Below are 24,961 nucleotides of genomic sequence, written 5' to 3'. Positions count from 1 at the left end.
ACGCCGCCCGGCCGCGCTCACGTGATGCGTAGAGGCGAGCGTACATTACGCTCGGCCCGTGCTCTACCCACCGCGACGCCTCGCCGACGCACAGAAGGCCGTCAATGCCGCTGGCCTCGACGCGCTCCTGCTCACGCCCGGCTCCGACCTGCGCTACCTGACCGGCTACCACGCCCACGCGCTCGAGCGCCTGACCTGCCTGGTCCTGCCCGCGCAAGGGGAAGCGACGCTGATCGTGCCGCGCCTGGAGCGCCCGGCGGCCGAGGCCTCCCCGGCGCCCGGCACCGGGGTGCGCGTCGTCGACCACGAGGACGGCACCGACCCGTACCCCCTGGTGCGGAAGGCGCTCGGCGGACCCGTGCGTGCGGTCGGCCTGGCCGACCGGATGTGGGCCACGCAGGTCCTGGCCCTGCGCGACGCGCTGCCGGAGGCGCGGCAGCGGCTGGCCGGCGAGGTGCTCGCGCCCATGCGGATGCGCAAGTCGCCGGCGGAGGTGGCGGCGCTGCGCGAGGCCGGCGCGGCCATCGACGCGGTGCACGCGCGGATGGGCGAGTGGCTGCGCGCCGGCCGCACCGAGGCCGAGGTCGGCGCCGACATCGCCGGCGCGATCCGCGACGCCGGCCACGACACGGTCGACTTCGTGATCGTCGCGTCCGGTCCCAACGGCGCCAGCCCGCACCACGCCACCTCCGACCGGGTCATCCAGCCGGGCGACCCGGTGGTCGTGGACATCGGCGGCACCATGCCGTCCGGCTACTGCTCCGACTCGACCCGCACCTACGCGGTGGGCGCCGCGCCGCGCGAGTTTTCGGACTACTACGAGGTGCTGTTCGCGGCGCAGCGCGCGTCGGTGGCCGCGGTCCGCCCGGGGGTGCCGGCCTCGTCGGTCGACGCCGCCGCCCGATCGATGATCGCCGACGCGGGCTACGGCGAGGCGTTCCTGCACCGCACCGGCCACGGCATCGGCCTCGACGGGCACGAGGAGCCCTACATCGTGGCCGGCAACGACCTGCCGCTGGAGCCCGGGATGGCCTTCTCCGTCGAGCCCGGCATCTACCTGGCCGGACGCCACGGCGCCCGGATCGAGGACATCGTCGTCTGCACGGCCGGGGGCGTCGAGCGCCTCAACACGCTTTCCACGTCGTTGGTGGAGCTGTAACCCTAACGACCGTTAAGCTTAGGGGCATGGATCGGCTCCTGCCCACCCCCGAGGCGTACGACCTGCTGGAACTCACCCGCGAGCTGGCCGACGGGGAGCTGGCCCCGCGCGTGGACGACTTCGAGGCGCGCGGCGTCTTCCCGCGCGAGGTGATCCGCACGATCGGGCGCGCCGGCCTGCTCGGCCTGCCCTACCCCGAGGACGCCGGCGGATCCGGCCAGCCCTACGAGGTCTACCTCCAGGTGGTCGAGCTCCTCGCCAGTCGCTGGCTGGCCGTCGCGGAGGCCGTCAGCGTCCACACGCTGTCCTGCTATCCGGTGTACGCGCACGGCGGCGAGCAGCTGCGCAAGCTCCTGCCCGACATGCTCGGCGGCGAGCTGCTCGGCGCCTACTGCCTGAGCGAGCCACAGGGCGGCTCCGACGCGGCCGCGCTGGCGACCAAGGCCGTCCTCGACGGCGAGGCCTACGTGGTCACCGGCACCAAGGCCTGGATCACCCACGCCGGCAAGGCCGACTTCTACAACATCTTCTGCCGTACCGGCGGCCCCGGCCCGCACGGCATCTCCTGCCTGCTGGCCGACGCGGCCACCCCCGGCATCGTCCCGCAGGCCCCGGAAAAGACCATGGGCCTGCGCTCGTCGCCGGTCGCCCAGATCGCCTTCGACGACGCCCGCGTCCCCGCCGACCGCCTGGTCGGTTCCCTAGGTACCGGCTTCCGGATCGCGATGGAGGCCCTCGACTCGGGCCGGCTGGGCATCGCCGCCTGCGCGGTCGGCCTGGCCCAGGCGGCCCTCGACTACGCGGTGGGATACGCCCGCGAGCGAGCGCAGTTCGGCACCTCCATCCTGGACTTCCAGGGCATCCGCTTCATGCTCGCGGACGCCGCGACGGGCATAGCGGCGGCGCGCGCCCTGGTGCTGGCGGCGGCGAGGCTCAAGGACGCCGGCCGCCCGTACTCGTCCGAGGCCGCGAAGGCCAAACTCTTCGCGACGGACATGGCCATGCGCGTGACGACCGACGCGGTCCAGGTGCTCGGCGGTTACGGGTACGTGTCGGACCATCCGGTGGAGCGCTACATGCGCGAGGCCAAGGTGCTCCAGATCGTGGAGGGCACCAACCAGATCCAGCGCCTGGTGATCGCCAAGTCCCTGTAGTCGCGCGCCGGTCAGGGGCGCCGCCCGTCGTGGCTTTGCTTCGAGGCCTATTCGTCCGCGTCCGCGGTCGACGGAACGCTCCGCGGGCACCGGCGGTGGACGGGTGAGGCTCGCCGGCGCGGGTGCGATGCGGCCGCGTTACGTCGGCCGGTCCGGTTCGGCCGCGCGTCGGTGCAGGATCCGGGGTTGGTGGAAGTCGGTGTTGTCGAGCAGGACCGTGGCCCGTCGCTGTGGGGTGCAAGCGGCGAAGTAGATGCGCTGGGCCTCCACGTACCGGCGCACGTCGGCGTGGTCGGGGTCGGGGTTGGTGCCGTCGCGGAGCGCCATCCGCCGGACGGTCACGGCGAACGGCACGTCGAGGAAGACGGACAGGTCCCAGACGTTCGCCAGTTCGTCGCGGTGCAGAAACAGGCCGTCGACGACGAGCACCGCGCCCTCGGGGGCGAGTCGCGGCTCGGGGGTCAGGACCGCGTCGGTGGCGAGGTCGTGCGCGGCGGCGCGGTAGCGGCGCGAGCCGCCCGGTCCGAACGGGTCGAGGACGTCGGCGCGGAACCGGGCGTAGTCGTAGGAGTCGCGCCAGAAGCCCTCCGGGGAGTCGCGGCCCCGGCGGTAGCGTACGGCGCGTACGTTGTGGAAGTCGTCGAGCGAGATGCGGACGACCGGCCGGCCGCGTTCGCGGAGCAGGGCGGCCAGGTCGTCGGCGAACACGGTCTTTCCCGAGCCGTCGGGGCCGTCCACGCCGACGCGTACGCAGGCCCGGTCCGGTGGCTCGGGCACGCGGTCGGCGACGGTGGCGAGGACGCGGAGTCGCACCGGTCAGGGGGCGCCGGCGGCGGCCAGCAGGGCGTCCGCGGTGCGGGTCGCGGCGCCGTCGAGGCCCGTGCCGCGCATCACCGCGCGTACCGAGGCGCCGTCGAAGACCATCGTGAGCTGGACCGCCAGCGCCTCCGGGTCGGCGACGCCCAGGGCGGCCGCGTGGGTCGCGAAGTAGGCGGCCAGCTGCTCCTTGAAGCCGCGGGCGACCACCGTCGCCGGGTGGTCGGGGTCGCGGGTCTCGACCGCCGTGTTGACGAACGGGCAGCCGTGGAAGCCGGGCGTGCCGCTCTGCTCGTCGAGGCGCTGGAACACGTACCGGATCCGCTCCCGCGGGCTCAGTCCGGCGTCCGCGGCGGGGAAGTAGTCGGCGACGATGGCCGGGCCGTGCGTGCGCAGGGTCTCCGCGACGAGGTCGTCCTTGGTGTCGAAGAGCTGGTACATCGAGCGCTTCGACACGCCCGCCGTCTGGCACAGCCGCTCCACGCCGACGGGGGCGACGCCTTCCCGGTAGAAGAGGTCGGCGGCGGTGCGGAGCAGGCGCTCGCGGGTGGTGGGAACGGTCACGCCAGCAGCTTAACGCGATCCCTTGCGCTCGAAAACCGATCGGTTTACGGTGGCCTGGAAACCGATCGGTTTACCGCATTCGAGGGAGCAGAGAATGAAGATCGAGAACTCGGTCGTACTGGTCACCGGTGGCAACCGCGGGCTCGGCAGGGCGTTCGTGGAGGAGGCCCTCGCCCGCGGCGCCGCCAGGGTGTACGCGGCCGCCCGTGACCCGCGCGCGGTCACCACGGCCGGCGCGGTGCCGCTGGCGCTGGACGTCACCGATCCGGACTCGGTGGCCGCGGCCGCCGCGACGGCCGGCGACGTGACGCTGCTGGTCAACAACGCCGGCGCGCTTGTCGCCGCCAACTTCCTGACCTCACCCGTCGATGACGTGCGCCGCGAGTTCGAGGTCAACTTCTACGGCCCGCTGCTGGTCACCCGCGCGTTCGCCCCCGCCCTGGTCGCCAACGGCGGTCACGTGCTCAACGTCCACTCCGTGCTGTCGTGGATCGCGCTCAACGGCTCGTACAGCGCGACGAAGGCGGCGCTGTGGTCCATGACCAACTCGCTCCGCCTGGACCTGGCACCCAGCGGCGTCGGCGTGACCGGCCTGCACGTCGGCTACGTGGACACCGACATGGCCGCCGCGGTCCAGGCGCCCAAGAGCGACCCGCGGGAGGTGGTGCGGCAGGCCCTCGACGGCGTCGAGTCGGGTGCGCACGAGGTGCTGGCCGACGAGGTCACCCGGGACGTGAAGCGGGGCCTGGCGGCCGAGGTGGCCGCGCTGTACCCCCAGCTCGCCGCTCAGCCCGCCTGACCGCGGCGCCGGGCGGGTAGCGGGTGGGGCGGGTAGCCTGAACGGAACGTCTGCTCCGGACCTCGGCGGCGTACCCAGTGCCGCTTGCCACGAGGAGACCCGTGAGCACGTTCGAGTCCACCGTCACCCTGCCCCGACCGCGTACACGAAAGCGCGGCAGCGACTACGCCGACTTGCTGTCCCGCGTACGCGAAGCCGGCCTGCTCGACCGGCGGCCCGGCTACTACGGCGCCAAGATCGCCGCGACCCTCGGCGCCATGCTCGCCGGTTGGGTGGCCTTCGCGCTGCTCGCCGACTCGTGGTGGCAGCTGCTCACCGCGGCGTTCCTGGCCGCCGTGTTCGCGCAGACCGGGTTCCTCGCGCACGACGCCGGGCACCGGCAGATCTTCCGCACCCGCCGGGCCAACCAGCTCGTCGGGCTGGTGGCGGGCAACCTCGCGATCGGGCTGGTGTTCGGCTGGTGGGTGGACAAGCACCACCGCCACCACGCCCACCCCAACCAGGAGGGGCTCGATCCGGACATCAACGGGGACAACCTGGCGTACACGGACGGGCAGGTGGCGGCCCGGAAGACGTGGTTCGGCCGGCTGGTCGTGCGCCACCAGGGCTGGCTGTTCTTCCCGATGCTCCTGCTGCTCGCGATCGACCTGCGGGTGACCGGTCTCAAGGCGCTGGTACGCCCCGGTTACCGCGCCCGCGTCCCCGAGGCGGTGCTGTTCGCCGTGCACGTCGTGGGTTACCTGGCCGCGCTGCTGCTGGTGCTGTCGCCGTGGCAGGCGCTGGCCTTCTTCGTGGTGCACCAAGGCCTGCTCGGCCTCTACCTCGGGTCGGTCTTCGCGCCCAACCACAAGGGCATGCCCATCCTGGCCCGCGACGACGACAGCGACTTCCTGCGCCGCCAGGTGCTCACCTCGCGCAACGTGCGCGGCGGCCGCGTGCTCGACTTCCTGCTCGGCGGGCTCAACTACCAGATCGAGCACCACCTGTTTCCCCACATGCCCCGGCCGGCCCTGAAGCACGCCCAGCCGCTGGTGCGCGCCCACTGCCGCGAGTACGGCCTGCCGTACCTGGAGACCGGCCTCTTCGACTCCTACGCCCAGGCGCTGGGCCACCTCGAGCGCGTGGGCCGCCCGGCCCCCGAGCCGGTCGGATAGTCTTGGGGCCGAAGCGGCCACCAGGGCCCCACGCCGGGCCGTTCACTTCCCAACGTTCGGAGACCATATGGCGGTCCGCCGCCCTCGTTCCACCGCACCCTCCACCACGTTCGCCCAGCTCGGCGTGCCCGCCCGCCTCGTCGAGGCGCTTGCGGCGGGTGGCGTCACCGCGCCGTTCCCGATCCAGTCGGCGACGCTGCCCGACGCCCTCGCCGGGCGCGACGTCCTCGGCCGCGGCCGCACCGGCTCCGGCAAGACCTACGCGTTCGCGCTGCCGCTGCTCGCCCGGCTGGCGGCGGCCTCCGCGCCGCGCCGTCCAGGCCGGCCGCGGGCCCTGGTCCTCGCGCCCACCCGCGAGCTCGCCGCCCAGATCGAGGCGTCGATCGCGCCGCTGGCGGCCGCCATGTCCCTGCGCACCCTGACGGTGTTCGGCGGGGTGGCCCCCGGCCGCCAGATCGCCGCGCTGCGGTCGGGCGTCGACGTGCTCATCGCCTGTCCGGGCCGGCTCGAAGACCACGTCGAGAGCGGGCACGCCAGCCTGGACGCGGTCGAGATCACCGTGCTCGACGAGGCCGACCACATGGCCGACCTCGGCTTCCTGCCGGCCGTGCGGCGGCTGCTCGACGCGACCCCGAGGCGTGGCCAGCGGCTGCTCTTCTCGGCGACGCTCGACGCCGGCGTCGACGTCCTTGTCCGGCGATACCTGACCGACCCGGTGACACACAGCGTCGACGCCGCGCCATCCCCGGCGGCCGTGCCGCACCACATGCTGCACATCGCCCACCACGACCGGCTGGCCGTGCTGGTCGACCTGGCCGCCGCTCCGGGCCGCACGCTGGTGTTCGCCCGCACCAAGCGGCGGGCCAAGGCGCTGACCCGCCAGCTCGTCGAAGCCGGCGTGCCGGCCATCGAGCTGCACGGCAACCTGGCCCAGGCCGCGCGCAGCCGCAACCTGACCGCGTTCGCCGCGGGCAGCGCGACCACGCTCGTGGCGACCGACATCGCCGCGCGGGGTATCCACGTCGACGACGTCGCGCTGGTCGTGCACGCCGACCCGCCCGCCGAGTACAAGGCGTACCTGCACCGCTCCGGCCGCACCGCGCGCGCCGGCGCGACCGGCACGGTCGTGACGCTGATGACCGACGACCAGGTCGACGGCGTCCGCCAGCTCGCGCGCCAGGCCGGCATCGCCCCGACGACGACGCGGCTGCGGCCCGGACATCCGCTCCTCGACCAGATCGCCCCCGGCCCCCGTACCCTCGTCGATCCGCCGCGGGTGGCGCGCGTCGAGGAGGCCCGGCCGGCCCGCGGCGGCGGTGCCCGGCGGCAGGCCGCACCCGCCGCGGCCAAACCCCGCCGCCAGAGCCGTTCGAGCGGTGGCCGAAACGCGGCGCCACCGGTGTCCGGCGCGGCCGCCTTCTCCGCCGGCAGCCGGGTCGGCGCGACCCGCCGATCCGGCGGACGATCCCGCTAGGCCTCGACTCCGGCCCGCCTCGCGCCCAGATCGTCGCCCGCTGGTCACGGCCTTTCCCGGGCAGCGCGGGGCCAGGTCTGTCCACATTGCTCAATGCCGAGGCGGCGGCGGGAGACCACCCTCGCGTTTGGTCGCGGTCAACCCCCTATGGCGCCGGCGGGATCTGCTCGCTACCGTCGACCACGGCCTCGGCCACGTCGGACAGCCGCCGGTTGGTGGTCGCTACCCCTACCCGCGCCCGCCGCGCGGAGGCGTCAGTTGGACCGGGCCTGCCCCTGCCGGGACCCGTGGATCGAGACCCGGACCCCTCCGGTGGTCTCCGTGACCACGAAGCGCTCGCTCTCGCCGCTGTCGGGCATCATCGCGTCGTAGAGCTCCTCGTTGCTGATCTCGACCGATCCGCCCGACCGGGCGACGAGCACGACCAGGATCGCGCGCAGGTTGACGTCGCTGAGGTAGGGCATGAGGTGGTGCTCCCGTCCGGTGGGGAACCTCAGCCTACGCGCGCGGAGGTCGAGACGGTCGGCGCTCAGCCGGCGAGCAGGGACATGATGTTCTTCTCGGTGATGTCGGTGCCGGTGAGCTGGCTGACGATCGCGCCGTCGCGGAGCACCACCACGCGGTCGCAGGTGCTCACGATCTCGTCGAGGTCGGACGAGATCAGCATGACCGCCAGGCCGTCGACCGCCAGGTCGTCGATGAGCGACTGCACCTCGGCCTTGCTGCCCACGTCGATACCGCGGGTGGGCTCGTCCAGCATGAGCACCCGGGGATGGGTGGCCAGCCACCGGGCCAGCAGCACCTTCTGCTGGGTGCCGCCGGACAGCTCGGACGCCGGCTGGTGCGGGCTGGTCGCCTTGATGCGCAGGCGGCTCATCAGCGCGCCGACCACCTTGTCGAGCCGCGCCTCGGACACGATGCCGGCGCGGGCCAGGCGGGGCAGGGCGGCGAGCGCGATGTTGTCGCGGACCGACAGCGTGCCGACGATGCCCTCGGCCTTGCGGTTGTCGGGCAGCAGTCCCACGCCGGCCCGGATCGCGCCGGCGATCGAACGCCTGCGTAGATGGGCTCCGGAGACCGTCACCTGCCCCGAGTCGAGCGGCAGCGCGCCGGCGATCGCCCGCGCGGTCTCGGTGCGGCCCGCGCCGAGCAGCCCGCTGAGCCCGACCACCTCGCCGGGGCGCAGGTTGATGGAGACGTCGGTGAGCACGTGCCGGCGGGTGAGCCCGGTCGCCTGGAGGATCGGCTCGTCGGCCGGCTCGTCCGCGGCCGCGCCGAGCACCGCGGTCGGCCCGGGGGTGACGCGGCGGCCCAGCATCAGCGACACCAGCCGCAGCCGGTCGAGGCCGGCGACCGGTCCGGTGTGGACGATCCGCCCGTCGCGCAGCACGGTTACCCGGTCGCAGACGGCCTCCACTTCGGACAGCTTGTGGGTCACGTAGACCACCGAGCGGCCTTCGGCCCGAAGAGCCGCGATCGCCGCGAAGAGCCGGCCGGCCTCCGCGGCCTCCAGGCCCGCCGTCGGTTCATCCAGGACGACCACGGGGGTACCGGCGGAAAGCGCCCGGCCGACGGCCACCATCTGCCGGACGCCTGGTTCGTACGCGCCGAGCGGCCGGCGCACGTCCACCCGCAGTCCGAGCCCGGCGACGATGTCGGCGGCGAGCGCGTGCATCCGGCCGACGTTGATGAGGCCGGCGCGGCGGCGCGGCTCGCGGCCGAGGAAGAGGTTGCGGGCGACGCTCATCTGCGGCACCAGGTTGGCGTCCTGGTGTAGGGCGCTGATCCCCGCCCGCTCGGCGTCGCGCGGCGAGGCGAAGCGGATCCGTTCGCCCGCCACGCGCAGGATCCCGGCGTCGGGCTGGTGGACGCCGGCGAGCACTTTGACCAATGTGGACTTGCCGGCGCCGTTCTCACCGACGACCGCGTGCACCTCGCCGCGGCCGAGGGTGAACGAGACGTGGTCGAGCGCGCGGGTGCCGGGGAAGTCCCGGACCACACCCGCCATGTCGAGTATCGCGTCCACCACGGGTGCCCCCTCTATGACACCGGCCCTCGCTCCGCGAGGGCGGCTCGGGTGCCTTGGATGCCGCCCTGTAGACCCCGGTCGCTCCGGTCGCTGCGCTCCCTTCGCTTGGTGGGGTCTGCGGGCGGCGGCACCCTCGCAGAAGACTGACCGAATGATTCCCTATGCGAGCGGAATCGTAAAGAGCCCTTTACAAGCGGGCGACGTGCAGGCGGACCGCGCGGTTGGCCAGCTCGTCGAGCACGTCGCGGGGTGCGTCGTCGTCGGTGACCAGGTGGTCGATCTCGTCGGTGGGTACCGTCTGGACCATCGTGTCGACGCCGATCTTGGTGTGGTCGGCGAGGACGACGATCTCCTCGGCGGCCGCCGCCAGGGCCCGGTCGATGCTGGCGACCTGCATGTTCGGGGTGGAGACGCCGCGCTCGGGGGTGAGCCCGTTGCCGGAGATGAACGCCCGCCGCACCCGCAGCCCGGCCACCGAGCGCTCGGCCGCGCTGCCGACCAGCGCGAGGATCGAGCCGCGCAGCGTGCCGCCGGTGAGCACCACCTCGATCCGCGGCGCGGCGGCCAGCGCCTGGGCGACCAGCAGCGAGTTGGTGACCACGGCGAGCTCGGTGTGCCGGGCCAGGTGCTGGGCGAAGACCTGGGTGGTGGTGCCGGCGCCGATCACGATCGCGTCGCCGTCCTCCACCAGCGACGCGGCGAGCTCGCCGATCGCGGCCTTCTCGGCGGAGGCGACGTGCGCCTTCTGCGCGTACGTGGGCTCGCGGGAGAGGGCGCCGGGCAGTGTCGCGCCGCCGTGGTGCCGGTTGAGCAGCCCATCCGCCTCCAGCACGCGCAGGTCGCGCCGGACCGTGACCTCCGAGGACTGCACCGCCTCGGCGAGGTCGCGCAGGGAGGCGGCGCCGTTGGCCCGCATCACCTCGAGGATGCGCTGGCGCCGCTCGGCGGCGAACATCGCCCGCCGCGTCTCCACCGGTCCCCGGGAGTCGTCCGCCGCCACGCTCCACCCCTTGTGATCGGATGACTTCGGTTCTGATCGTACTCAGGTCCGTGAGGCGACCGGTCACACCACGCCCGCGATCGGTTCCGATCGGATTCGCGACCGAATCTGATCGGTTGGTATTGACTTTGTTCGGCGCCGGGTGCTTGATTGAGTCCAACCGATGGCGCGCGTCGGCCCCCCACCACGAAAGGATCACCATGGCCAGAACACGTGGATGGGCGGCGCTCGCGATGGCCGCCCTCCTCGCGACCGGCGCGTGTGCCAGGGGCGAGGACACCTCCGATACACCGGCTCCGGTGGGCAGCGAGGGCCAGCAGGTGGCGCAGAGCGCCGCGGCCGACGGCCCCACCTGCACGCTCCAGGCCTTCGGCGGCCAGGCGTTCGACGTGAAGACGGCGACGGTCGGCTTCTCCCAGTCGGAGAAGGAGGCCAACCCGTTCCGGATCGCCGAGACCCAGTCGATCAAGGATGAGGCGAAGGCGCTGGGCGTGGCCAACCTGCGGGTCACCAACGCGCAGTCCCAGTTCTCCAAGCAGATCTCGGACGTGCAGCAGCTCATCGCGCAGGGCGCGAAGCTGCTGGTCATCGCCCCGCTCAACTCCGACGGCTGGGAGCCGGTGCTCAAGCAGGCGGCGGAGAAGAAGATCCCGATCATCACCATCGACCGGAAGATCAACGCCAAGCCGTGCACGGACTACCTCACGTTCATCGGCTCGGACTTCTACGAGCAGGGCAAGCGGGCCGCCGACCAGATGATCGCGGCCCTCGACGGCACCGGCGAGGTGGCGATCCTGCTCGGCGCGCCGGGCAACAACGTCACCACCGACCGCACCGCCGGCTTCAAGGACCGGATCGCGGAGAAGGCGCCCAACATCAAGATCACTTTTGAACAGACCGGCGAGTTCACCCGCGAGAAGGGCCAGCAGGTCACCGAGCAGCTGATCCAGTCCCGGCCGACCACGAGCGGGATCTACGCGGAGAACGACGAGATGGCGCTCGGCGCGGTGACCGCGCTGAAGGGCGCGGGCAAGACCGCCGGGCAGGTCAAGATCGTGTCGATCGACGGCACCCGCGCGGCCGTGCAGGGGATCGTGGACGGCTGGCTGTACTCGGTGATCGAGTCCAACCCGCGCTTCGGGCCGCTCGCCTTCCAGACCGCCCAGAAGTTCGTCGCCGGCGAGGCCATCCCGGCCACCACCATCATCAGCGACCGGGAGTACACCACGGCGAACGCCAAGGACAGCCTGGGGCACGCGTACTGATGAACGGCGCGACTCCCGTACTCGAGGCCCGGGGAATCTCAAAAGGGTTCCCCGGCGTCCTCGCCCTGGACGGCGTCTCCTTCGCCCTCGGCGCGGGCGAGGTGCACGCCCTGGTCGGCGAGAACGGCGCCGGCAAGTCCACCCTCATCAAGGTCCTGACCGGAGTGCACCAGCCGGACCGGGGGGAGCTCCGCCTGCACGGTGGGCCGGTGTCGTTCGGCACGCCCTTCGAAGCGCAGCGCGCCGGGATCTCCACCATCTACCAGGAGGTCAACCTCGTCCCGCAGATGAGCGTGGCGCACAACCTGCTGCTCGGCCGCGAGCCGCGCGGCCGGCTCGGGGTCATCGACGTGACCGGTCTCCACGCGCGCGCCGCCGAGGTCCTGACCAGCCTGGGACTGAAACTTGACGTGCGCCGCAGTTTGCGCTCGCTCGGCATGGGCGCGCAGCAGATGGTGGCGCTGGCCCGCGCGGTCTCGGTCGACGCGCGCGTGGTCATCATGGACGAGCCCACCTCCGCCCTCGAACCGCGCGAGGTCGACACCCTCTTCGGGGTGATCGCCCGGCTGCGCGCCGACGGCATCGCGGTGGTGTACGTCAGCCACCGCCTCGAGGAGCTGTACCGGATCTGCGACCGGGTGACCGTGCTGCGGGACGGGCGGGTGGCGCACTCCGGCCCGCTCGACGAGCTGGAGCGGGTCAAGCTGATCGCGCTCATGCTCGGCCGCGACACCACCGACGTGCGGCTGCGTGGCCAGACCGAGTTCTCCGGTGAGCACGCCGCCAAGAACGGGCAGCCGGTGGTCGAGGCCCGCGCGCTGTCCCGGCGCCATCAGCTCCACGACGTCTCCGTCCGGGTACGCCCCGGCGAGGTCGTCGGCCTTGGCGGGCTGCTCGGCGCCGGGCGCAGCGAGACCGCGAAGGCGATCGCCGGCGCGCTGCCGTTCGACGGCGGGGCGGTGGTCGTGGCAGGCCACCCGGTGCGCAAGGGCTCGCCGGCGGCGGCCATCCGGGCCGGCGCCAGCCTGCTGCCCGAAGACCGCAAGGCCGAGGGGATCGTGCCGACGATGTCGGTCCGCGACAACATCGCGCTCGCCGCGCTGCCCCGCCTCTCCCGGGCCGGGATCGTCTCCGAGGCCCGGGTCGACCGGGTGGTCGCGACGCTGATGAAGCGGCTGCGCATCAAGGCGACCAGCCCGCACCAGCTGGTCTCCGAGCTGTCCGGCGGCAACCAGCAGAAGGTGCTGCTGGCCCGTTCGCTCGCCACCGGCGCCAAGGTGCTGCTGCTCGACGAGCCGACCCGGGGCATCGACGTCGGCGCCAAGGCCGAGGTGCAGGCGCTGATCGACGAGCTGGCGGCCGAAGGGCTCGGCGTGCTGCTCATCTCCTCCGACCTGGAGGAGCTGGTCGAGGGCTCGGACCGGGTCGTGGTGCTGCGCGACGGGGTGGTCGTCGGAGAGCTCCTCGGCGCGGAGGTGACCGAAGAGGCGATCATGAACGCGATCGCGGACGGGGGAGGGGTCGATGGCTGAGACGACGGCGGCGGCGGCCCTCCCGCAGCCGCTCGGGAGCCGCACCCGCGTGCTGGCCTGGCTCCAGCGGTACGGGGTCTACGCCTCGGTGCTCGCGCTGCTGCTGTTCAACGTGGCGTTCACCCCGCACTTCCTGGAGGTCGCCAACTTCCGCACCCAGCTCATCCAGGTCGCCCCGATCGTCATCACCGCGCTGGGCATGGCGCTGGTCATCGGCACCGAGGGGATCGACCTGTCGGTCGGCTCGGTGATGGCGCTGTCGTCGGCGATGGTGGTGCTCTACCTCGGCTACGGCGCGCCGGTCGCGATCGTCGCCGCGCTGGTGGCCGGGGCGGTGGTCGGCGCGGGCGGGGGAGCGCTGGTCGCCTACGCCGGGGTGCAGCCGATCGTCGCCACGCTGGCGTTGCTGGTCGGCGTCCGCGGCCTGGCCAACGTGCTCGTCCCGCAGCTCACCGAGTTTCGCAACCCCACGCTCATCACGCTCGGCAGCCGCTCGGTCCTCGGCCTGCCGCTCGTGGTGATCATCGCGGCGGCGCTCACCGCCGTCGTGGCGTTCGTCGTGAAGCGCACCATCTTCGGCCGCCAGCTCGTCGCCGTCGGCGGCAACCGGGCCGCCGCCAAGCTCTCCGGCCTCCCGGTACGGCGCATCCTCGTCACCGTGTACGTCCTGAGTGGACTGCTCGCGGCGATCGCCGGCGTGCTCGCCACGGCCCGGCTCCAGGCCAGCGACCCCACCTCGCTCGGCCTGCTCATGGAGCTGTCCGCCATCACGGCCGTGGTGGTCGGCGGCACCCCGCTCACCGGCGGGCGGGTGCGGGTGCTCGGCACGGTGATGGGCGCGCTGCTCATCCAGCTGCTCCAAGCGACGCTCATCAAGCACAACCTGCCGCAGTCCTGGACCCAGATGGTGCAGGCCGTCATCATCCTGGCCGCCGTCTACGCCGCTCGGGGGAGGAAGAAGTGACGACGACCGTCGAGGCGGCTCCGGCCGCGCCGGCCCGGGGCGAGCGGGCCAGCCAGATCCTCCAGCACCACGGCGCGCTCATGGTGCTCGCCGCGACCGTCCTCATCGGAGGGATCGCGTTCGACTCGTTCGCCACCCCGCGGAACGCGGCGAACATCGCGGTCTCCTCCTCGTTCGTCGCCATCATCGCGATCGGCATGACGTTCGTGATCATCAGCGGCGGCATCGACCTGTCGGTCGGGTCGTCGTTCGTGCTCGCCGGCGTGCTCGCCGCCTACGGCTCGCGGTACGGCGTGCTCGTCGCGCTCCTGCTGCCGCTCGCCGTCTGCGGCGCCATCGGCCTGCTCCAAGGGCTGATCATCGCGCGGACCGGGATGGCGCCGTTCATCGTCACGCTCGCCGGGCTGCTCGGCATGCGCGGGCTCATGCTCGCCGTGTCCGGCGAGGGCGCCAACACCTACCTCGTCGAGTCCGACGCGTTCGCCTCGCTGGGCCAGGCGTCGTTCCTCGGCCTGACCGTGCCGGTGTACATCACGCTCGGCCTGTTCGTGGTGGGCGCGATCCTGTTGCAGCGCACCGGTTTCGGGCAGACCGTGTACGCGATCGGCGGCAGCGAGGAGGCGGCCGCGCTGATGGGCGTGCCCGTGGCGCGGGTGAAGGCCACGGTGTACCTCGTCTCGGGGCTCCTGGCCGGCCTCGCCGGCGCGCTCAACGCGGCCCGGCTCTCCTCCGGCGTCACCATCCTCGGCGCCGGGCTGGAGCTCGACGTCATCGCCGCCGTCGTCATCGGCGGCACCCTGCTGACCGGCGGCGCCGGCGGGCTCACCGGCACGATGGCCGGCGTGCTGCTGCTCGGCGTCATCCAGAGCCTCATCAACCAGGTCGGCACCCTCACCTCCTCGTTCCAGCAGGTGGTAAGCGGTGCCTTCCTCGCGCTCGTCGTCGTGGTGCAGCGGCTGCTGCACCGTGCCCAGCGCCTGTCCTGACCCGATCTCCGCCCGCCGCACGGGCGGAGCTCTACCCCGAAGGGATCTGGACATGTCAATCCGTCGACGTCATCTGCTGGCGGTCGCGGGCGGCGCCGCCGTCGCCGCGGCCGTCCCGGGCGCGCCCGCGTCCGCCGCCACCCACTACCTCGCCAACCGGGCCCCGCTGCGCCCGGCCGCGTTCCTCCGCCTGCCACCCGGCGCGGTCCGCGCCCGGGGCTGGTTGAGCACTCAGTTGGCCAAGCAGGTGAACGGCCTCAACGGGCGCCTCGCCGAGGTGTCCCGCTACCTGCGGTACGACGGCACCGGCTGGACCAACCCGGCGCTCGGCGGCTGGGAGGAGGTGCCGTACTGGTTGCGCGGGTACGTCGACCTCGGCTACGTCACCGGCGACCCGACCGTGCTGGCGGCCGCCCGCCGCTGGATGAACGGGGTCATCGCGACCCAGGCGGCGGACGGCTTCTTCGGCCCGGACGCGCTGCGCACCACGCCCGCCGGCCACCCCGACCTGTGGCCGCACATGCCGATGCTCGCCGCCCTCCGCTCGCACGCCGAGTACACCGGTGACCCGCGGGTCGACCCGTTCCTGACCCGCTTCTTCCGGTACCTGGACGCGCAGCCCACCGCCGTCTTCGGGTACAGCTGGGGCGCCTGGCGCTGGGGCGACACGATCGACGTCGTCTACTGGCTCTACAACCGCACCGGCGCCGCGTTCCTGCTCGACCTCGTGCGCAAGATCCACGCCAACTCGCCCAGCTGGCGCGCCGGGCTGCCCAACCGGCACAACGTCAACGTCGCGCAGGGCTTCCGCGAACCGGCGCAGTACTGGGTGCTGTCCGGTGTGGACGGCGACCGGGCGGCCACCTACGGCCTCTACGACGCCATCCAGCGCGACTACGGGCAGTTTCCCGGCGGCGGCTTCGCCGGCGACGAGAACATGCGGCCCGCGCTGGTCGACCCGCGGCAGGGGTTCGAGACCTGCGGGATCGTCGAGTACATGCTCAGCCACGAGATCCTCACCCGGATCACCGGCGACCCGGTGTGGGGCGACCGCACCGAGGAGCTCGCGTTCAACTCGCTGCCCGCCGCGCTCGACCCGTCCGGCCGGGCGGTGCACTACGTCACCAGCGCCAACAGCGTCGACCTGGACAACGTGCCGAAGACGCAGGGGCAGTTCGACAACCCGTTCGAGATGCAGTCCTACCGGCCCGGGATCGAACGGTACCGCTGCTGCCCGCACAACTACGGCATGGGCTGGCCGTACTACGTGGAGGAGATGTGGCTGTCCACCCCGGACGGCGGCCTGTGCGCGGCGCTGCTCGGCCCGTCGACGGTGACGGCCCGCGTGGGCACCGGGGTCTCCGTCACCGTCACGGAGGACACCGCCTACCCGTTCGGCGACACGGTCACGTTCCGGCTCCGCGCGCCGTCCGCCGTCGGCTTCCCGTTCTCGATGCGGATCCCCGGCTGGTGCCTCGATCCCGAGCTGCGGATCAACGGCGCGGTCGTGGCCGCCGGCCCCGGCCCGCGCTACGTGACCGTCCACCGCACCTGGCGCGACGGCGACACCATCACCCTGCGGCTGCCGATGCGGCCGGTCGTGCGCACCTGGCCGCGGCAGCACGGCGCGGCGTCCGTCCACTATGGCGCGCTCGCCTTCTCGCTGCGGATCACCGAGCAGTGGGCCCGTACCGGCGGCACCGACCAGTTCCCGGAGTACGACGTGCACGCCGGCTCGCCGTGGAACTACGGGCTCGTGCCGGGCGCCGCGGTCACGGTCACGTCCGGCGGCGGCAGCCTCACCGACCCGTTCACGGTCCCGAACGCGCCGGTGCGGTTGACCACCAGCGGGCAGCGGATCGCCGCCTGGCAGGCCGACCAGCAGCGGGTGGTCGCCCCGCTCCAGGACGGCCCGGTCGCCTCGACCGCGCCGGTCGAGCAGGTCACGCTCATCCCGATGGGCGCGGCCCGGCTGCGGATCACGAGCTTCCCGCAGACCGGCGGCACCCGCGCGTGGCAGCGCCCGGGTGCCGCCTTCCGGATCTGGAACAAGCACTCGGGCAAGGTGCTCGGCGTCGACGGCATGTCACACGGCGACTCGGCGAACGTGGTGCAGTTCGCCGACAGCGGCACCGCCGACCACCTCTGGCGGATCGTCGACGCCGGTGGCGGGTACGTGAAGCTCCAGTGCGCCAACTCGGGCAAGGTGCTCGCCGTGGAGGGGATGTCCACGGCGAACTCGGCCCGCGTGCAGCAGTTCGCCGATGTGGGTTCGGCGGATCAGAGGTGGCAGCTCGTCGACAGCGGCGACGGCCACTTCCGCCTGCGCAACGCCAACAGCGGCAAGGTGATCGGCGTCACCGGCATGTCCACGGCGGACTCCGCGCAGGTGGTGCAGTTCGACGACAACGGGACCGCCGACCACGAGTGGCGGCTCGTACCCGACGGCCCGGTCAAGATCCTGAACGGGCACTCGGGGAAGGTGCTCGCGGTGGAGGGCACGTCCACAGTGAACTCCGCGCGGGTCCAGCAGTACGCGGACACCGGTGGCGCCGACCACGTCTGGGCGTTCCTGCCCGACGGGGACGGCTGGTACCGGATCCGCAACCAGCACTCCGGAAAGGTGCTCGGCGTCGCCGGCATGTCCACCGCGGACTCGGCGCAGGTGGTGCAGTTCGACGACAACGGCACCGCGGACCACCAGTGGCGGCTGCGCGTGGTCGCCGGCGGGCCGGGCACCGTCCGGATCCAGAACAGGCACAGCGGCAAGGTTCTCGCCGTACACGACATGTCCACGCTGGACTCGGCCAACGTGGAGCAGTTCCAGGACAACGGCACCCCCGACCACGACTGGTTGATCCTCTAAGGACGGCCCCCATGAGACGACCCCTGCCCGCCGTCATGATCCTGGTGGCCGGCCTGCTGGCCATCCCCTCGCCCGCGCAGGCCGCACCCGCCAAGACCCCGCCCCTCACGACCCCCTGGACCGCCCAGGCACTCAACGGCACACCCCTGCCCGAGTACCCCCGCCCGCAGATGACCCGCCCCGACTGGCTCAACCTCAACGGCGAGTGGCAGCTGCGCCAGTCGGCCACCAACGACGCCCCGCAGTTCAACACCACCCTGCCCGAGCGCGTCAACGTGCCGTTTCCGGTCGAGTCGGCGCTGTCCGGCGTGATGCGCGCGGCCAACGACAACCGCAACTACCTGTTCTACCGCCGCACGTTCACGGTGCCGGCGGGCTGGTCCGGCCGGCGGGTGCAGCTGCATTTCGGCGCCGTCGACTGGCAGGCCACCGTGTGGGTCAACGGCACGCAGGTCGGCACGCACAGCGGCGGCTACGACGCGTTCACCTTCGACGTCACGCCGCAGCTCAACGGCGGCACCAACGAGGTCGTCGTGAAGGTGTGGGACCCGAGCGACACCCGCCAGAACGGCAGCCTGCCGCCGATCGGCAAGCAGACCAAGACGCCCAACGGCATCTTCTACACGCCCAGCTCCGGCATCTGGCAGACGGTGTGGCTGGAGCCGACCCCGGTCTCGTCGATCAGCCGGGTCGACCTGTACCCCAACCTCGCCAACAACACGATCCGGGTGCGGGTTTTCACCCGCGGTGACGTGACCGGTCACAGCGTGCTCGCCGAGGCGCTCAACGGCGCCACGGTGGTCGGGAGCGCGACCGGCGGCTTCGCCGAGTTCGCCGTGCCGGTGCCGAACGCCCGCCGCTGGACGCCGGACGACCCGTTCCTCTACAACCTGCGGGTCAGCCTGCGCAACGGCTCCGGGTCCACGGTGGACCGGACCACGCACTACTTCGGCATGCGGCAGGTCGGCGTCGGCATGGTCAACGGCGTGCTCCGGCCACTGCTCAACGGACAGTTCGTCTTCCAGACCGGCACCCTCGACCAGGGGTACTGGCCGGACGGCGTCTACACCGCGCCCACCGACGCGGCCCTCGCCTTCGACCTCCAGAAGCACAAGGACCTTGGCTTCAACATGGTGCGCAAGCACATCAAGGTGGAGCCGCAGCGGTGGTTCTACCACGCCGACCGGCTCGGGCTGCTGGTCTGGCAGGACATCCCGTCGCTGACCGCGCAGGACGTCAACGCCGACAACGCCCAGCAGGCGCAGTTCGAGGCGGAGGCGCGGGAGATCGTCGACGAGCACCGTAGCTCGCCGTCGGTCGTCGCGTACACGGTGTACAACGAGGGCTGGGGCGAGCGGGCCCTCGCCGACACCCAGCGGGTCGGCAACGCGGTCAAGAGCCAGGACCCGACCCGCCTGGTCAACGTCCACAGTGGGCACAACTGCTGCCAGTCGCTGGGCAACCCGGGCAACGGCGACATCGACGACTGGCACATGTACCTCGGGCCCGCCTCGCCGCTGCCGTCCGCGACGCGGGTCGCGGTGCTCGGCGAGTTCGGCGGGCTCGGCCTGCACACGCCCGGCCACGAGTGGAGCCCGAGCGGCGGCTTCTTCGCGTACGAGTGGCAGACCGACGCGACCGCGCTCACCAACCGGTACGTCGGCCTCGTGCAGGGCGTGCGAAACCTGATGATCGGCAAGGGCCTGAGCGCCGCGGTCTACACCGAGATCACCGACCTGGAGGGCGAGCTCAACGGCTTCCTGACGTACGACCGGCAGGTGGTCAAGATGGACCAGGCCCGGGTGCGGGCGGCCAACCAGGCGCTGATCGACGCGTCCCGCGCCCTGCCGAGCACCGCGCGCGTGCAGCTGCCGGTAGGCGGCCGGGTCTCGTTCCAGGTCACCACGCCCGGCTTCACCAACCGGTACCTGCGGCACCAGAACAGCCTGGCGTACACGGACGTGGTCGACGGGGCCAGCCCCGCGCCGCTGAAGAACGACGCCACGTACACCGTGCGGGCCGGCCTCGCCGACGGGAGCTGCTACTCGTTCGAGTCGGTCAACTTCCCCGGACAGTTCCTGCGGCACGCCGACTCGCGGGTGCGAAACTCGGTCGACGACGGCAGCGCGCTGCTGCGGGCGGACGCGACCTGGTGTGCCCGCGGCGGGCTGACCGGGAGCGGCGTCTCGCTGGAGTCGTACAACTACCGCGGCTCGTACCTGCGGCACGCGAACGCGGAGGTGTGGATGAGCGACGGCGCGGGCGGCGCCGCCTGGAACTCACCCACGCCATGGGCCGCCGACGCGACGTGGAACGTCGTCGCGCCCTGGGCGCCCTAGGGTGACCGCCCGCCGCCCCGGCTGGTGACCGGGGCGGCGGGCCTCTCCTACGGGTAGCGGCCGGCCGTGACGTTGACCCGCAGCGTGTACACGGCGCTGGTGGCGGTGACGAACAGGTCGTTGCGGCGCGGCCCGCCGAACGTCAGGTTGGAGACGATCTCCGGCACCAGCAGCTTGCCGATGAGCGTGCCGTCCGGCGCGAAGACGTGCACGCCGTCGTGCGCGGAGACCCACACGTTGCCGCGGTGGTCCAGGCGCATCCCGTCGAAGCTGCCGGCGGTGCAGGTGGCGAAGACCTCGCCGCCCCGCAGGTCGCCGGAGTCGCCTACGTCGAACACCCGCACGTGCTTCTCCCGGGTGTCCACGATGTACAGCCGGCGCTCGTCCAATGTGAACGCCAGCCCGTTCGGCCGCACGAAGTCGCCGGCGACGAGCCGCACCTCGCCGCTCGACGGGTCGACCCGGTAGACGTTGCAGGCGTCGATCTCGCTCTCCGACTTGTATCCCTCGTAGTCGCTGTCGATGCCGTAGCTCGGGTCGGTGAACCAGATCGAGCCGTCCGCCCGCTCCACCACGTCGTTGGGGCTGTTGAGCCGCTGGCCCCGGTAGCGGTCGGCGAGCACGGTGACCGAGCCGTCGTGCTCGGTGCGGGTCACCCGCCGGTTGCCGTGCTCGCAGGTGACCAGGCGGCCGTGCCGGTCGACGGTGTTGCCGTTGGCGTACCCGGACGGTGCGCGGAAGACGCCGACCGCGCCGGTCGTCTCGTCCCACCGCAGGATCTGGTCGTTGGGGATGTCGCTGAAGACGAGGTAGCGCCCGGCGGCGAAGTACGCCGGCCCCTCCAGCCAGCGGCCGCCGGTGTGCAGCCGGGTGAGGTAGGCGTCGCCGCCGTAGCCGGCGAAGCGCTCGTCCAGGATCTCGAAGCGTGCCTCGATCAACTCGCTCATGCGTGCGAGCCTGCCATGCCCAGGTACTTCCCGGTCCGCGACCCACTGGCCGCGATCCGCTCGGGCGGACCCTCGGCGACCACCTCGCCGCCCGCGGAGCCGCCACCGGGCCCGAGGTCGACCACCCAGTCGGCGGCGCGGACGACGTCGAGGTCGTGCTCGATGGTGAGCACCGTGTTGCCGGCGTCGACGAGCCGCTGGAGCACGCCGAGCAGCCGGGCCGTGTCCGCCGGATGCAGCCCGGTCGTCGGCTCGTCCAGCAGGTACAGCGTCCGCCCGGTCGCCCTGCGGGCCAGCTCCTTGGCCAGCTTGATCCGCTGCGCCTCGCCACCGGACAGCGTGGTCGCCGGCTGCCCCAGCGGCAGGTAGCCGAGCCCGACGTCGGCGAGCAGCCGCAGCCGGGTGGCCGCGCCGGGCACGTCCGCGAAGACGTCGAGGGCGTCCGCGACGGTCATGTCGAGCGCCTCGGCGATGTCGTGGCCCCGGTACTTCACGGCGAGCACCCGCCGGTTGAAGCGCCGCCCCCGGCAGGACGGGCAGCGTACCTCCACCGCCGGCAGGAAGTGCATCGAGACGCTGAGCACACCCGCGCCGGTGCACCGCTCGCACCGCCCACCCGCCACGTTGAACGAGAAGTGCCCGGCGGTCAGCTTGCCGTCCCGCGCGCCGGCGGTCGCCGCGAACGCCTCCCGGATCGGCGTGAACAGGTCCGAGTAGGTCGCCGCGTTCGACCGGGGCACCCGGCCGATCGCCTGCTGGTCGATGGTCACCACCTTGTCCAGGTGCTCCCACCCGTCGATGCCGTCGTGCGGGCCGGGCGGGTCGCCGGCGCCGTGGAAGTGCCGCCGGGCGGCCCGGTCGAGCACGTCGAGCAGCAGCGACGACTTGCCCGAGCCGGACGGGCCGGTCACCGCGACGAGCACGCCGAGCGGCAGCCGCACGGTGACGTCCTTGAGGTTGTGGGCGCGGGCGCCGCGGACCACCAGGGCGCGGTCGCCGGGCACCCGCCGGGCCGCGGGCACCGGCACGCTCCGCCGGCCCGCGAGGTGGTCGCCGGTCACCGAGCCCGCGGTGGCGGCCACCTCTTCCGGGGTACCGGCGGCGACCATCCGCCCGCCGTCGCGTCCCGCCCCGGGCCCGACGTCGACGATGTGGTCGGCGGCGCGCAGCACGTCGAGGTCGTGCTCGATGACCAGGACGGTGTTGCCGAGGTCCCGCAGCCGCCGCAGCACCTCGACGAGCCGCTCGGTGTCCGCCGGGTGCAGGCCGATGGTGGGCTCGTCGAGCACGTACAGCACGCCGGTGAGCCCGGAGCCGAGCAGCGCGGCCAGCCGCAGCCGCTGCGCCTCGCCGGCCGAGAGGGTGGGCGTCGAGCGGTCCAGCGTCAGGTACTCCACGCCCACGTCGACCAGGCGCCGCACCCGCTCCCGGAGGTCCTCGACGACCGGCTCGGCGAAGCGCCGCTCCTCCTCGCCGGCGGCCGCGCCGATCGTGGAGATCCACGCGGCGAGGCCGTCCAGCGGCATCCGGGTCGCGTCCACGATGGACAGTCCGGCGACGGTGACCCGGCGGCTCTCCGGCCGCAGCCGGGTGCCCGCGCAGTCCGGGCAGGTCTCGGTGGTGAGCACCTGCTCCATCTTCTCCCGGTATGCGGTGTCCTCGATCCGGTCCGCGTACCGGCGCAGCACGTTCGTCAGCACCCCCTCGAAGCGGCCCTTGGCGGCCGTCGCGGGTGGCGGCGTGTCCGGGAAGTACCGGCCGAACTCCGCCGAGCCGACGCCGTGCAGCAGCAGGTCGCGGGCGGCCGGCGCGAGGTCCTTGACCGGCACGGCGGGGGAGAACGCGAAGCCGTAGTGGTGGGCCGCGGCCCGCAGGACCCGGACGTTGTGCTCGACGAGCGCCGGCGGCCAGCCGCGCACCGCGCCCGCCTCGACGCCGCGCTCCTCGTCCACCAGGCGGTCGGCCGCCGCGCGGTGCACGGTGCCGATGCCGGTGCAGGTGGGGCAGGCGCCGGCCGGCTTGTTGAACGAGAAGTCGCCCATCACCAGGCCGGGCACCGGCGCCGCGCAGTGCGGGCAGGGCAGCGCGCCGGCGTCCGCCTCGTCCCAGTCGTCGTCGCTGGCCACGTCGTACGCCGGCGGCACGTCGCCGCCGCACTCCGGACACGGCCGGTGGCCGATCCGGGCCCAGAGCAGCCGCAGGTAGGTGAACACCTCGGTGGCGGTGCCCACGGTGGAACGCGGGCTGCGGTTGGTGAGGTGCTGGTCGATGCTGATCGAGGGGGAGAGCCCGGTGATCGAGTCGACGGCCGGCTTGCTCACGAACGCGGTCACCATGCCCAGCGACTCCATGTACTGCCGCTGCCCTTCCCGGTGCAGGGTGTCGAGCGCGAGAGTGGACTTGCCCGAGCCGGACAGTCCGGTGAGGACGACGAGCTTCCGCTTGGGTACGGCCAGCGTGACGTTCTTGAGGTTGTGCAGCCGCGCCCCGGTAACCGTGATCCATTCCATGCTTAAAGTCTCTCATTGAAGCTCCTGTAGAGGGTTTTCGCGAAAAGTGGCCGTATGCTGTGCACCAACCCTCAACTCCCGTGGTGAAGGAGGCGGTGGCGTGCGGACGGTCGACCTGGCGCGCGCGGCGGGCGTCTCGACCCAGCAGATCCGCAACTACGAGGACGCCGGCGTGCTGCCCCCGGTGCCCCGCACCGGCAGCGGCTACCGCACCTTCGACGAGCGCCACCTGCGCGCGGTGCTCGCCTACCGCGGCCTGGCGGCCGGCCACGGCCCGGAGCCGGCGCGCGCCATCATGCGCGCGGTGCTGGCCGGCGAGGTGCCGCGGGCGCTCGCGCTGATGGACGCCGGCCACGCCGCCCTGCACCAGGAACGCGTCGCGCTACAGACCACGGCCGCCGCGCTGGAGGCGGTCCCTCCGGTCCCGGCGGACGCCGGCGGGCCGGAGCTGAGCGTGGGCGAGCTGGCCGCCCAGCTCGGCGTGCGGACGTCGGCGTTGCGCGTGTGGGAGGCGGCCGGCCTGCTGGCGCCGCGCCGCGAGCGGGTCACCGGATACCGCCGCTACGGCCCGGCGGAGGTGCGGGACGCGCGGATGATCCGGATGCTGCGCCAGAGCTGGTACCCGCTGCCGCGGATCGGCCCCATCCTCGACGGCCTGCGCCGCACCGGGAGCAGCGCTGCGCTGCGCGAGGCCGTCGCCGGCCGCCAGGCCGAGCTGACCCGCCGCTCGGCCGCCCTCCTGGACGGCGCCGCCCACCTGAGCCACCTCGTGTCGCCCACCGCGGAGAGCCGACCCGCCGAGCCCAGCGCGTGAGCCGCCCTCGGCGACCGCGACCTCGTGCCGGACATCCAGGTCACGGTGGCCGGCCGCGGCCGCTCCGCTCCGCCGGACCCCGCCGCCCGGCGGGCGCAAGATCGCCGGGGTGGCGGCCGGTGGATAGGGTGTGGCGCATGCCGCCTATAGCCCGACTTGTCCCCACCGCCGCCGCCGTGGTCCTCCTGGCCGCGGGATGCGGCGGCGACGACGCCGGCGAGCCGCCCGCCGCGGCGGACCCGCCCAGCGTGGCCGCTTCCTCGCCGAGCGCCTCGGCGGCCCCGTCCACGCCCGCGGCCCGGCAGCCGCACATCCTGGTCGTCACCGCGACCGGCACCGCCCGGGTCACGTCGCTCACCTACGCGCTGGACGGCAAGCCCACGAAGGTGAACACCGTGAAGCTGCCCTGGCGGATGTCGATCGACGTGCCCTCCGACGGCCTGCGGCACACGTGGCGGGTCGAGGTGATCCACGGCAAGGGCAACGTCGACGTGCGGGCCATCTTCAACGGCCAGGTCGTGGGCACCGCCCGCGGCAGCACGTCGGGCGTCGGCACGGCGAGCGCCAGCGGCTCGGTCCTGGGCTGACC

20 protein-coding genes are annotated in these 24,961 nt (G+C 73.0%); 13 read left to right on the top strand and 7 right to left on the bottom strand.

Going from position 1 to position 24,961, the window contains the following annotated elements; all coding sequences use genetic code 11:
- Window positions 1-58: 58 nt before the first annotated feature.
- Together AC5L36_RS16675 and AC5L36_RS16670 are read left to right on the top strand one after the other, a co-directional pair.
- A complete protein-coding gene (locus AC5L36_RS16675; protein ID WP_441216686.1) occupies window positions 59-1,159 on the top strand; it encodes a M24 family metallopeptidase in 1,101 nt (366 codons plus the stop codon).
- A 26-nt stretch (window positions 1,160-1,185) separates the two neighbouring features.
- Entirely contained in the window at window positions 1,186-2,313 is a 1,128-nt protein-coding gene (locus tag AC5L36_RS16670) for an acyl-CoA dehydrogenase family protein (protein ID WP_441216685.1), read from the top strand.
- Window positions 2,314-2,451: 138 nt separating this feature from the next.
- On the opposite strand, the gene AC5L36_RS16665 is transcribed toward AC5L36_RS16670, so the two are convergent.
- Both AC5L36_RS16665 and AC5L36_RS16660 read right to left on the bottom strand, forming a co-directional pair.
- A complete protein-coding gene (locus AC5L36_RS16665; RefSeq protein WP_441216684.1) occupies window positions 2,452-3,126 on the bottom strand; it encodes a nucleoside/nucleotide kinase family protein in 675 nt (224 codons plus the stop codon).
- 3 nt (window positions 3,127-3,129) lie between these two features.
- Complete coding sequence (locus AC5L36_RS16660) at window positions 3,130-3,693, bottom strand: TetR/AcrR family transcriptional regulator (protein ID WP_441216683.1); 564 nt, start codon at window positions 3,691-3,693, stop codon at window positions 3,130-3,132.
- Between the two features lie 94 nt (window positions 3,694-3,787).
- Here AC5L36_RS16660 and AC5L36_RS16655 point away from each other — a divergent pair, with 94 nt between their 5' ends.
- The 3 genes from AC5L36_RS16655 (at window position 3,788) to AC5L36_RS16645 (ending at window position 7,120) form a co-directional block, all read left to right on the top strand.
- Window positions 3,788-4,492: an SDR family oxidoreductase gene (locus AC5L36_RS16655; protein ID WP_441216682.1), complete on the top strand. Its 705-nt coding sequence runs from the start codon at window positions 3,788-3,790 to the stop codon at window positions 4,490-4,492.
- Window positions 4,493-4,593: 101 nt separating this feature from the next.
- Complete coding sequence (locus AC5L36_RS16650) at window positions 4,594-5,646, top strand: fatty acid desaturase family protein (RefSeq protein ID WP_441216681.1); 1,053 nt, start codon at window positions 4,594-4,596, stop codon at window positions 5,644-5,646.
- Window positions 5,647-5,713: 67 nt separating this feature from the next.
- On the top strand, window positions 5,714-7,120 hold the full coding sequence (locus AC5L36_RS16645) for a DEAD/DEAH box helicase (protein WP_441216680.1): 1,407 nt from the start codon (window positions 5,714-5,716) through the stop codon (window positions 7,118-7,120).
- Between the two features lie 254 nt (window positions 7,121-7,374).
- On the opposite strand, the gene AC5L36_RS16640 is transcribed toward AC5L36_RS16645, so the two are convergent.
- The 3 genes from AC5L36_RS16640 to AC5L36_RS16630 all read right to left on the bottom strand — a co-directional run bounded on the left by AC5L36_RS16640 (window position 7,375) and on the right by AC5L36_RS16630 (window position 10,149).
- A complete protein-coding gene (locus AC5L36_RS16640) occupies window positions 7,375-7,584 on the bottom strand; it encodes a hypothetical protein (protein WP_441216679.1) in 210 nt (69 codons plus the stop codon).
- Between the two features lie 65 nt (window positions 7,585-7,649).
- On the bottom strand, window positions 7,650-9,149 hold the full coding sequence (locus tag AC5L36_RS16635) for a sugar ABC transporter ATP-binding protein (RefSeq protein WP_441216678.1): 1,500 nt from the start codon (window positions 9,147-9,149) through the stop codon (window positions 7,650-7,652).
- 187 nt (window positions 9,150-9,336) lie between these two features.
- Window positions 9,337-10,149 carry a DeoR/GlpR family DNA-binding transcription regulator gene (locus tag AC5L36_RS16630; protein ID WP_441216677.1) on the bottom strand — a complete coding sequence of 271 codons (813 nt, stop codon included), beginning with the start codon at window positions 10,147-10,149 and terminating at the stop codon, window positions 9,337-9,339.
- A gap of 200 nt (window positions 10,150-10,349) precedes the next feature.
- Between AC5L36_RS16630 and AC5L36_RS16625 the strand changes: the two genes are divergently transcribed.
- The 6 genes from AC5L36_RS16625 to AC5L36_RS16600 are packed head-to-tail and all read left to right on the top strand — an operon-like array spanning window position 10,350 to window position 20,101.
- Entirely contained in the window at window positions 10,350-11,414 is a 1,065-nt protein-coding gene (locus AC5L36_RS16625) for an ABC transporter substrate-binding protein (RefSeq protein WP_441216676.1), read from the top strand.
- Window positions 11,414-12,946 carry a sugar ABC transporter ATP-binding protein gene (locus AC5L36_RS16620; RefSeq protein WP_441216675.1) on the top strand — a complete coding sequence of 511 codons (1,533 nt, stop codon included), beginning with the start codon at window positions 11,414-11,416 and terminating at the stop codon, window positions 12,944-12,946. The genes AC5L36_RS16625 and AC5L36_RS16620 overlap by 1 nt, the downstream gene beginning before the upstream one ends.
- A complete protein-coding gene (locus AC5L36_RS16615) occupies window positions 12,939-13,910 on the top strand; it encodes an ABC transporter permease (protein ID WP_441216674.1) in 972 nt (323 codons plus the stop codon). Before AC5L36_RS16620 ends, AC5L36_RS16615 begins: the two co-directional genes overlap by 8 nt.
- Window positions 13,907-14,896, top strand: coding sequence for an ABC transporter permease (locus tag AC5L36_RS16610; RefSeq protein ID WP_441216673.1), 990 nt, complete (start codon window positions 13,907-13,909; stop codon window positions 14,894-14,896). The genes AC5L36_RS16615 and AC5L36_RS16610 overlap by 4 nt, the downstream gene beginning before the upstream one ends.
- A gap of 52 nt (window positions 14,897-14,948) precedes the next feature.
- Entirely contained in the window at window positions 14,949-17,762 is a 2,814-nt protein-coding gene (locus AC5L36_RS16605) for an RICIN domain-containing protein (protein ID WP_441216672.1), read from the top strand.
- An 11-nt stretch (window positions 17,763-17,773) separates the two neighbouring features.
- Window positions 17,774-20,101: an AbfB domain-containing protein gene (locus AC5L36_RS16600; RefSeq protein ID WP_441216671.1), complete on the top strand. Its 2,328-nt coding sequence runs from the start codon at window positions 17,774-17,776 to the stop codon at window positions 20,099-20,101.
- A gap of 47 nt (window positions 20,102-20,148) precedes the next feature.
- On the opposite strand, the gene AC5L36_RS16595 is transcribed toward AC5L36_RS16600, so the two are convergent.
- Entirely contained in the window at window positions 20,149-21,048 is a 900-nt protein-coding gene (locus AC5L36_RS16595; RefSeq protein ID WP_441216670.1) for an SMP-30/gluconolactonase/LRE family protein, read from the bottom strand.
- Window positions 21,045-23,558: an excinuclease ABC subunit UvrA gene (gene uvrA / locus AC5L36_RS16590; RefSeq protein ID WP_441216669.1), complete on the bottom strand. Its 2,514-nt coding sequence runs from the start codon at window positions 23,556-23,558 to the stop codon at window positions 21,045-21,047. The genes AC5L36_RS16595 and uvrA overlap by 4 nt, the downstream gene beginning before the upstream one ends.
- A 100-nt stretch (window positions 23,559-23,658) precedes the next feature.
- On the opposite strand from uvrA, the gene AC5L36_RS16585 reads away from it, so the two are divergent.
- Complete coding sequence (locus AC5L36_RS16585; protein WP_441216668.1) at window positions 23,659-24,372, top strand: MerR family transcriptional regulator; 714 nt, start codon at window positions 23,659-23,661, stop codon at window positions 24,370-24,372.
- Window positions 24,373-24,509: 137 nt separating this feature from the next.
- Window positions 24,510-24,959 carry a hypothetical protein gene (locus tag AC5L36_RS16580; RefSeq protein ID WP_441216667.1) on the top strand — a complete coding sequence of 150 codons (450 nt, stop codon included), beginning with the start codon at window positions 24,510-24,512 and terminating at the stop codon, window positions 24,957-24,959.
- Window positions 24,960-24,961: the final 2 nt, after the last annotated feature.

Source organism: Phytohabitans sp. LZ39 (genome assembly GCF_059359075.1).
The sequence above is the reverse complement of the archived record's forward strand: the minus strand, read 5'-3'. Positions and strand labels throughout refer to the sequence as shown.

Excerpts from the sequence above, each read along its gene's own strand:
- AC5L36_RS16670 (WP_441216685.1), top strand. The coding sequence starts at position 1,186 with ATGGATCGGCTCCTGCCCACCCCCGAGGCGTACGACCTGCTGGAACTC.
- AC5L36_RS16655 (WP_441216682.1), top strand. The coding sequence starts at position 3,788 with ATGAAGATCGAGAACTCGGTCGTACTGGTCACCGGTGGCAACCGCGGG.
- AC5L36_RS16645 (WP_441216680.1), top strand. The coding sequence starts at position 5,714 with ATGGCGGTCCGCCGCCCTCGTTCCACCGCACCCTCCACCACGTTCGCC.
- AC5L36_RS16640 (WP_441216679.1), bottom strand. The coding sequence starts at position 7,584 with ATGCCCTACCTCAGCGACGTCAACCTGCGCGCGATCCTGGTCGTGCTC.
- AC5L36_RS16625 (WP_441216676.1), top strand. The coding sequence starts at position 10,350 with ATGGCCAGAACACGTGGATGGGCGGCGCTCGCGATGGCCGCCCTCCTC.
- AC5L36_RS16620 (WP_441216675.1), top strand. The coding sequence starts at position 11,414 with ATGAACGGCGCGACTCCCGTACTCGAGGCCCGGGGAATCTCAAAAGGG.
- AC5L36_RS16615 (WP_441216674.1), top strand. The coding sequence starts at position 12,939 with ATGGCTGAGACGACGGCGGCGGCGGCCCTCCCGCAGCCGCTCGGGAGC.
- AC5L36_RS16605 (WP_441216672.1), top strand. The coding sequence starts at position 14,949 with ATGTCAATCCGTCGACGTCATCTGCTGGCGGTCGCGGGCGGCGCCGCC.
- AC5L36_RS16600 (WP_441216671.1), top strand. The coding sequence starts at position 17,774 with ATGAGACGACCCCTGCCCGCCGTCATGATCCTGGTGGCCGGCCTGCTG.
- AC5L36_RS16595 (WP_441216670.1), bottom strand. The coding sequence starts at position 21,048 with ATGAGCGAGTTGATCGAGGCACGCTTCGAGATCCTGGACGAGCGCTTC.
- uvrA (WP_441216669.1), bottom strand. The coding sequence starts at position 23,558 with ATGGAATGGATCACGGTTACCGGGGCGCGGCTGCACAACCTCAAGAAC.
- AC5L36_RS16580 (WP_441216667.1), top strand. The coding sequence starts at position 24,510 with ATGCCGCCTATAGCCCGACTTGTCCCCACCGCCGCCGCCGTGGTCCTC.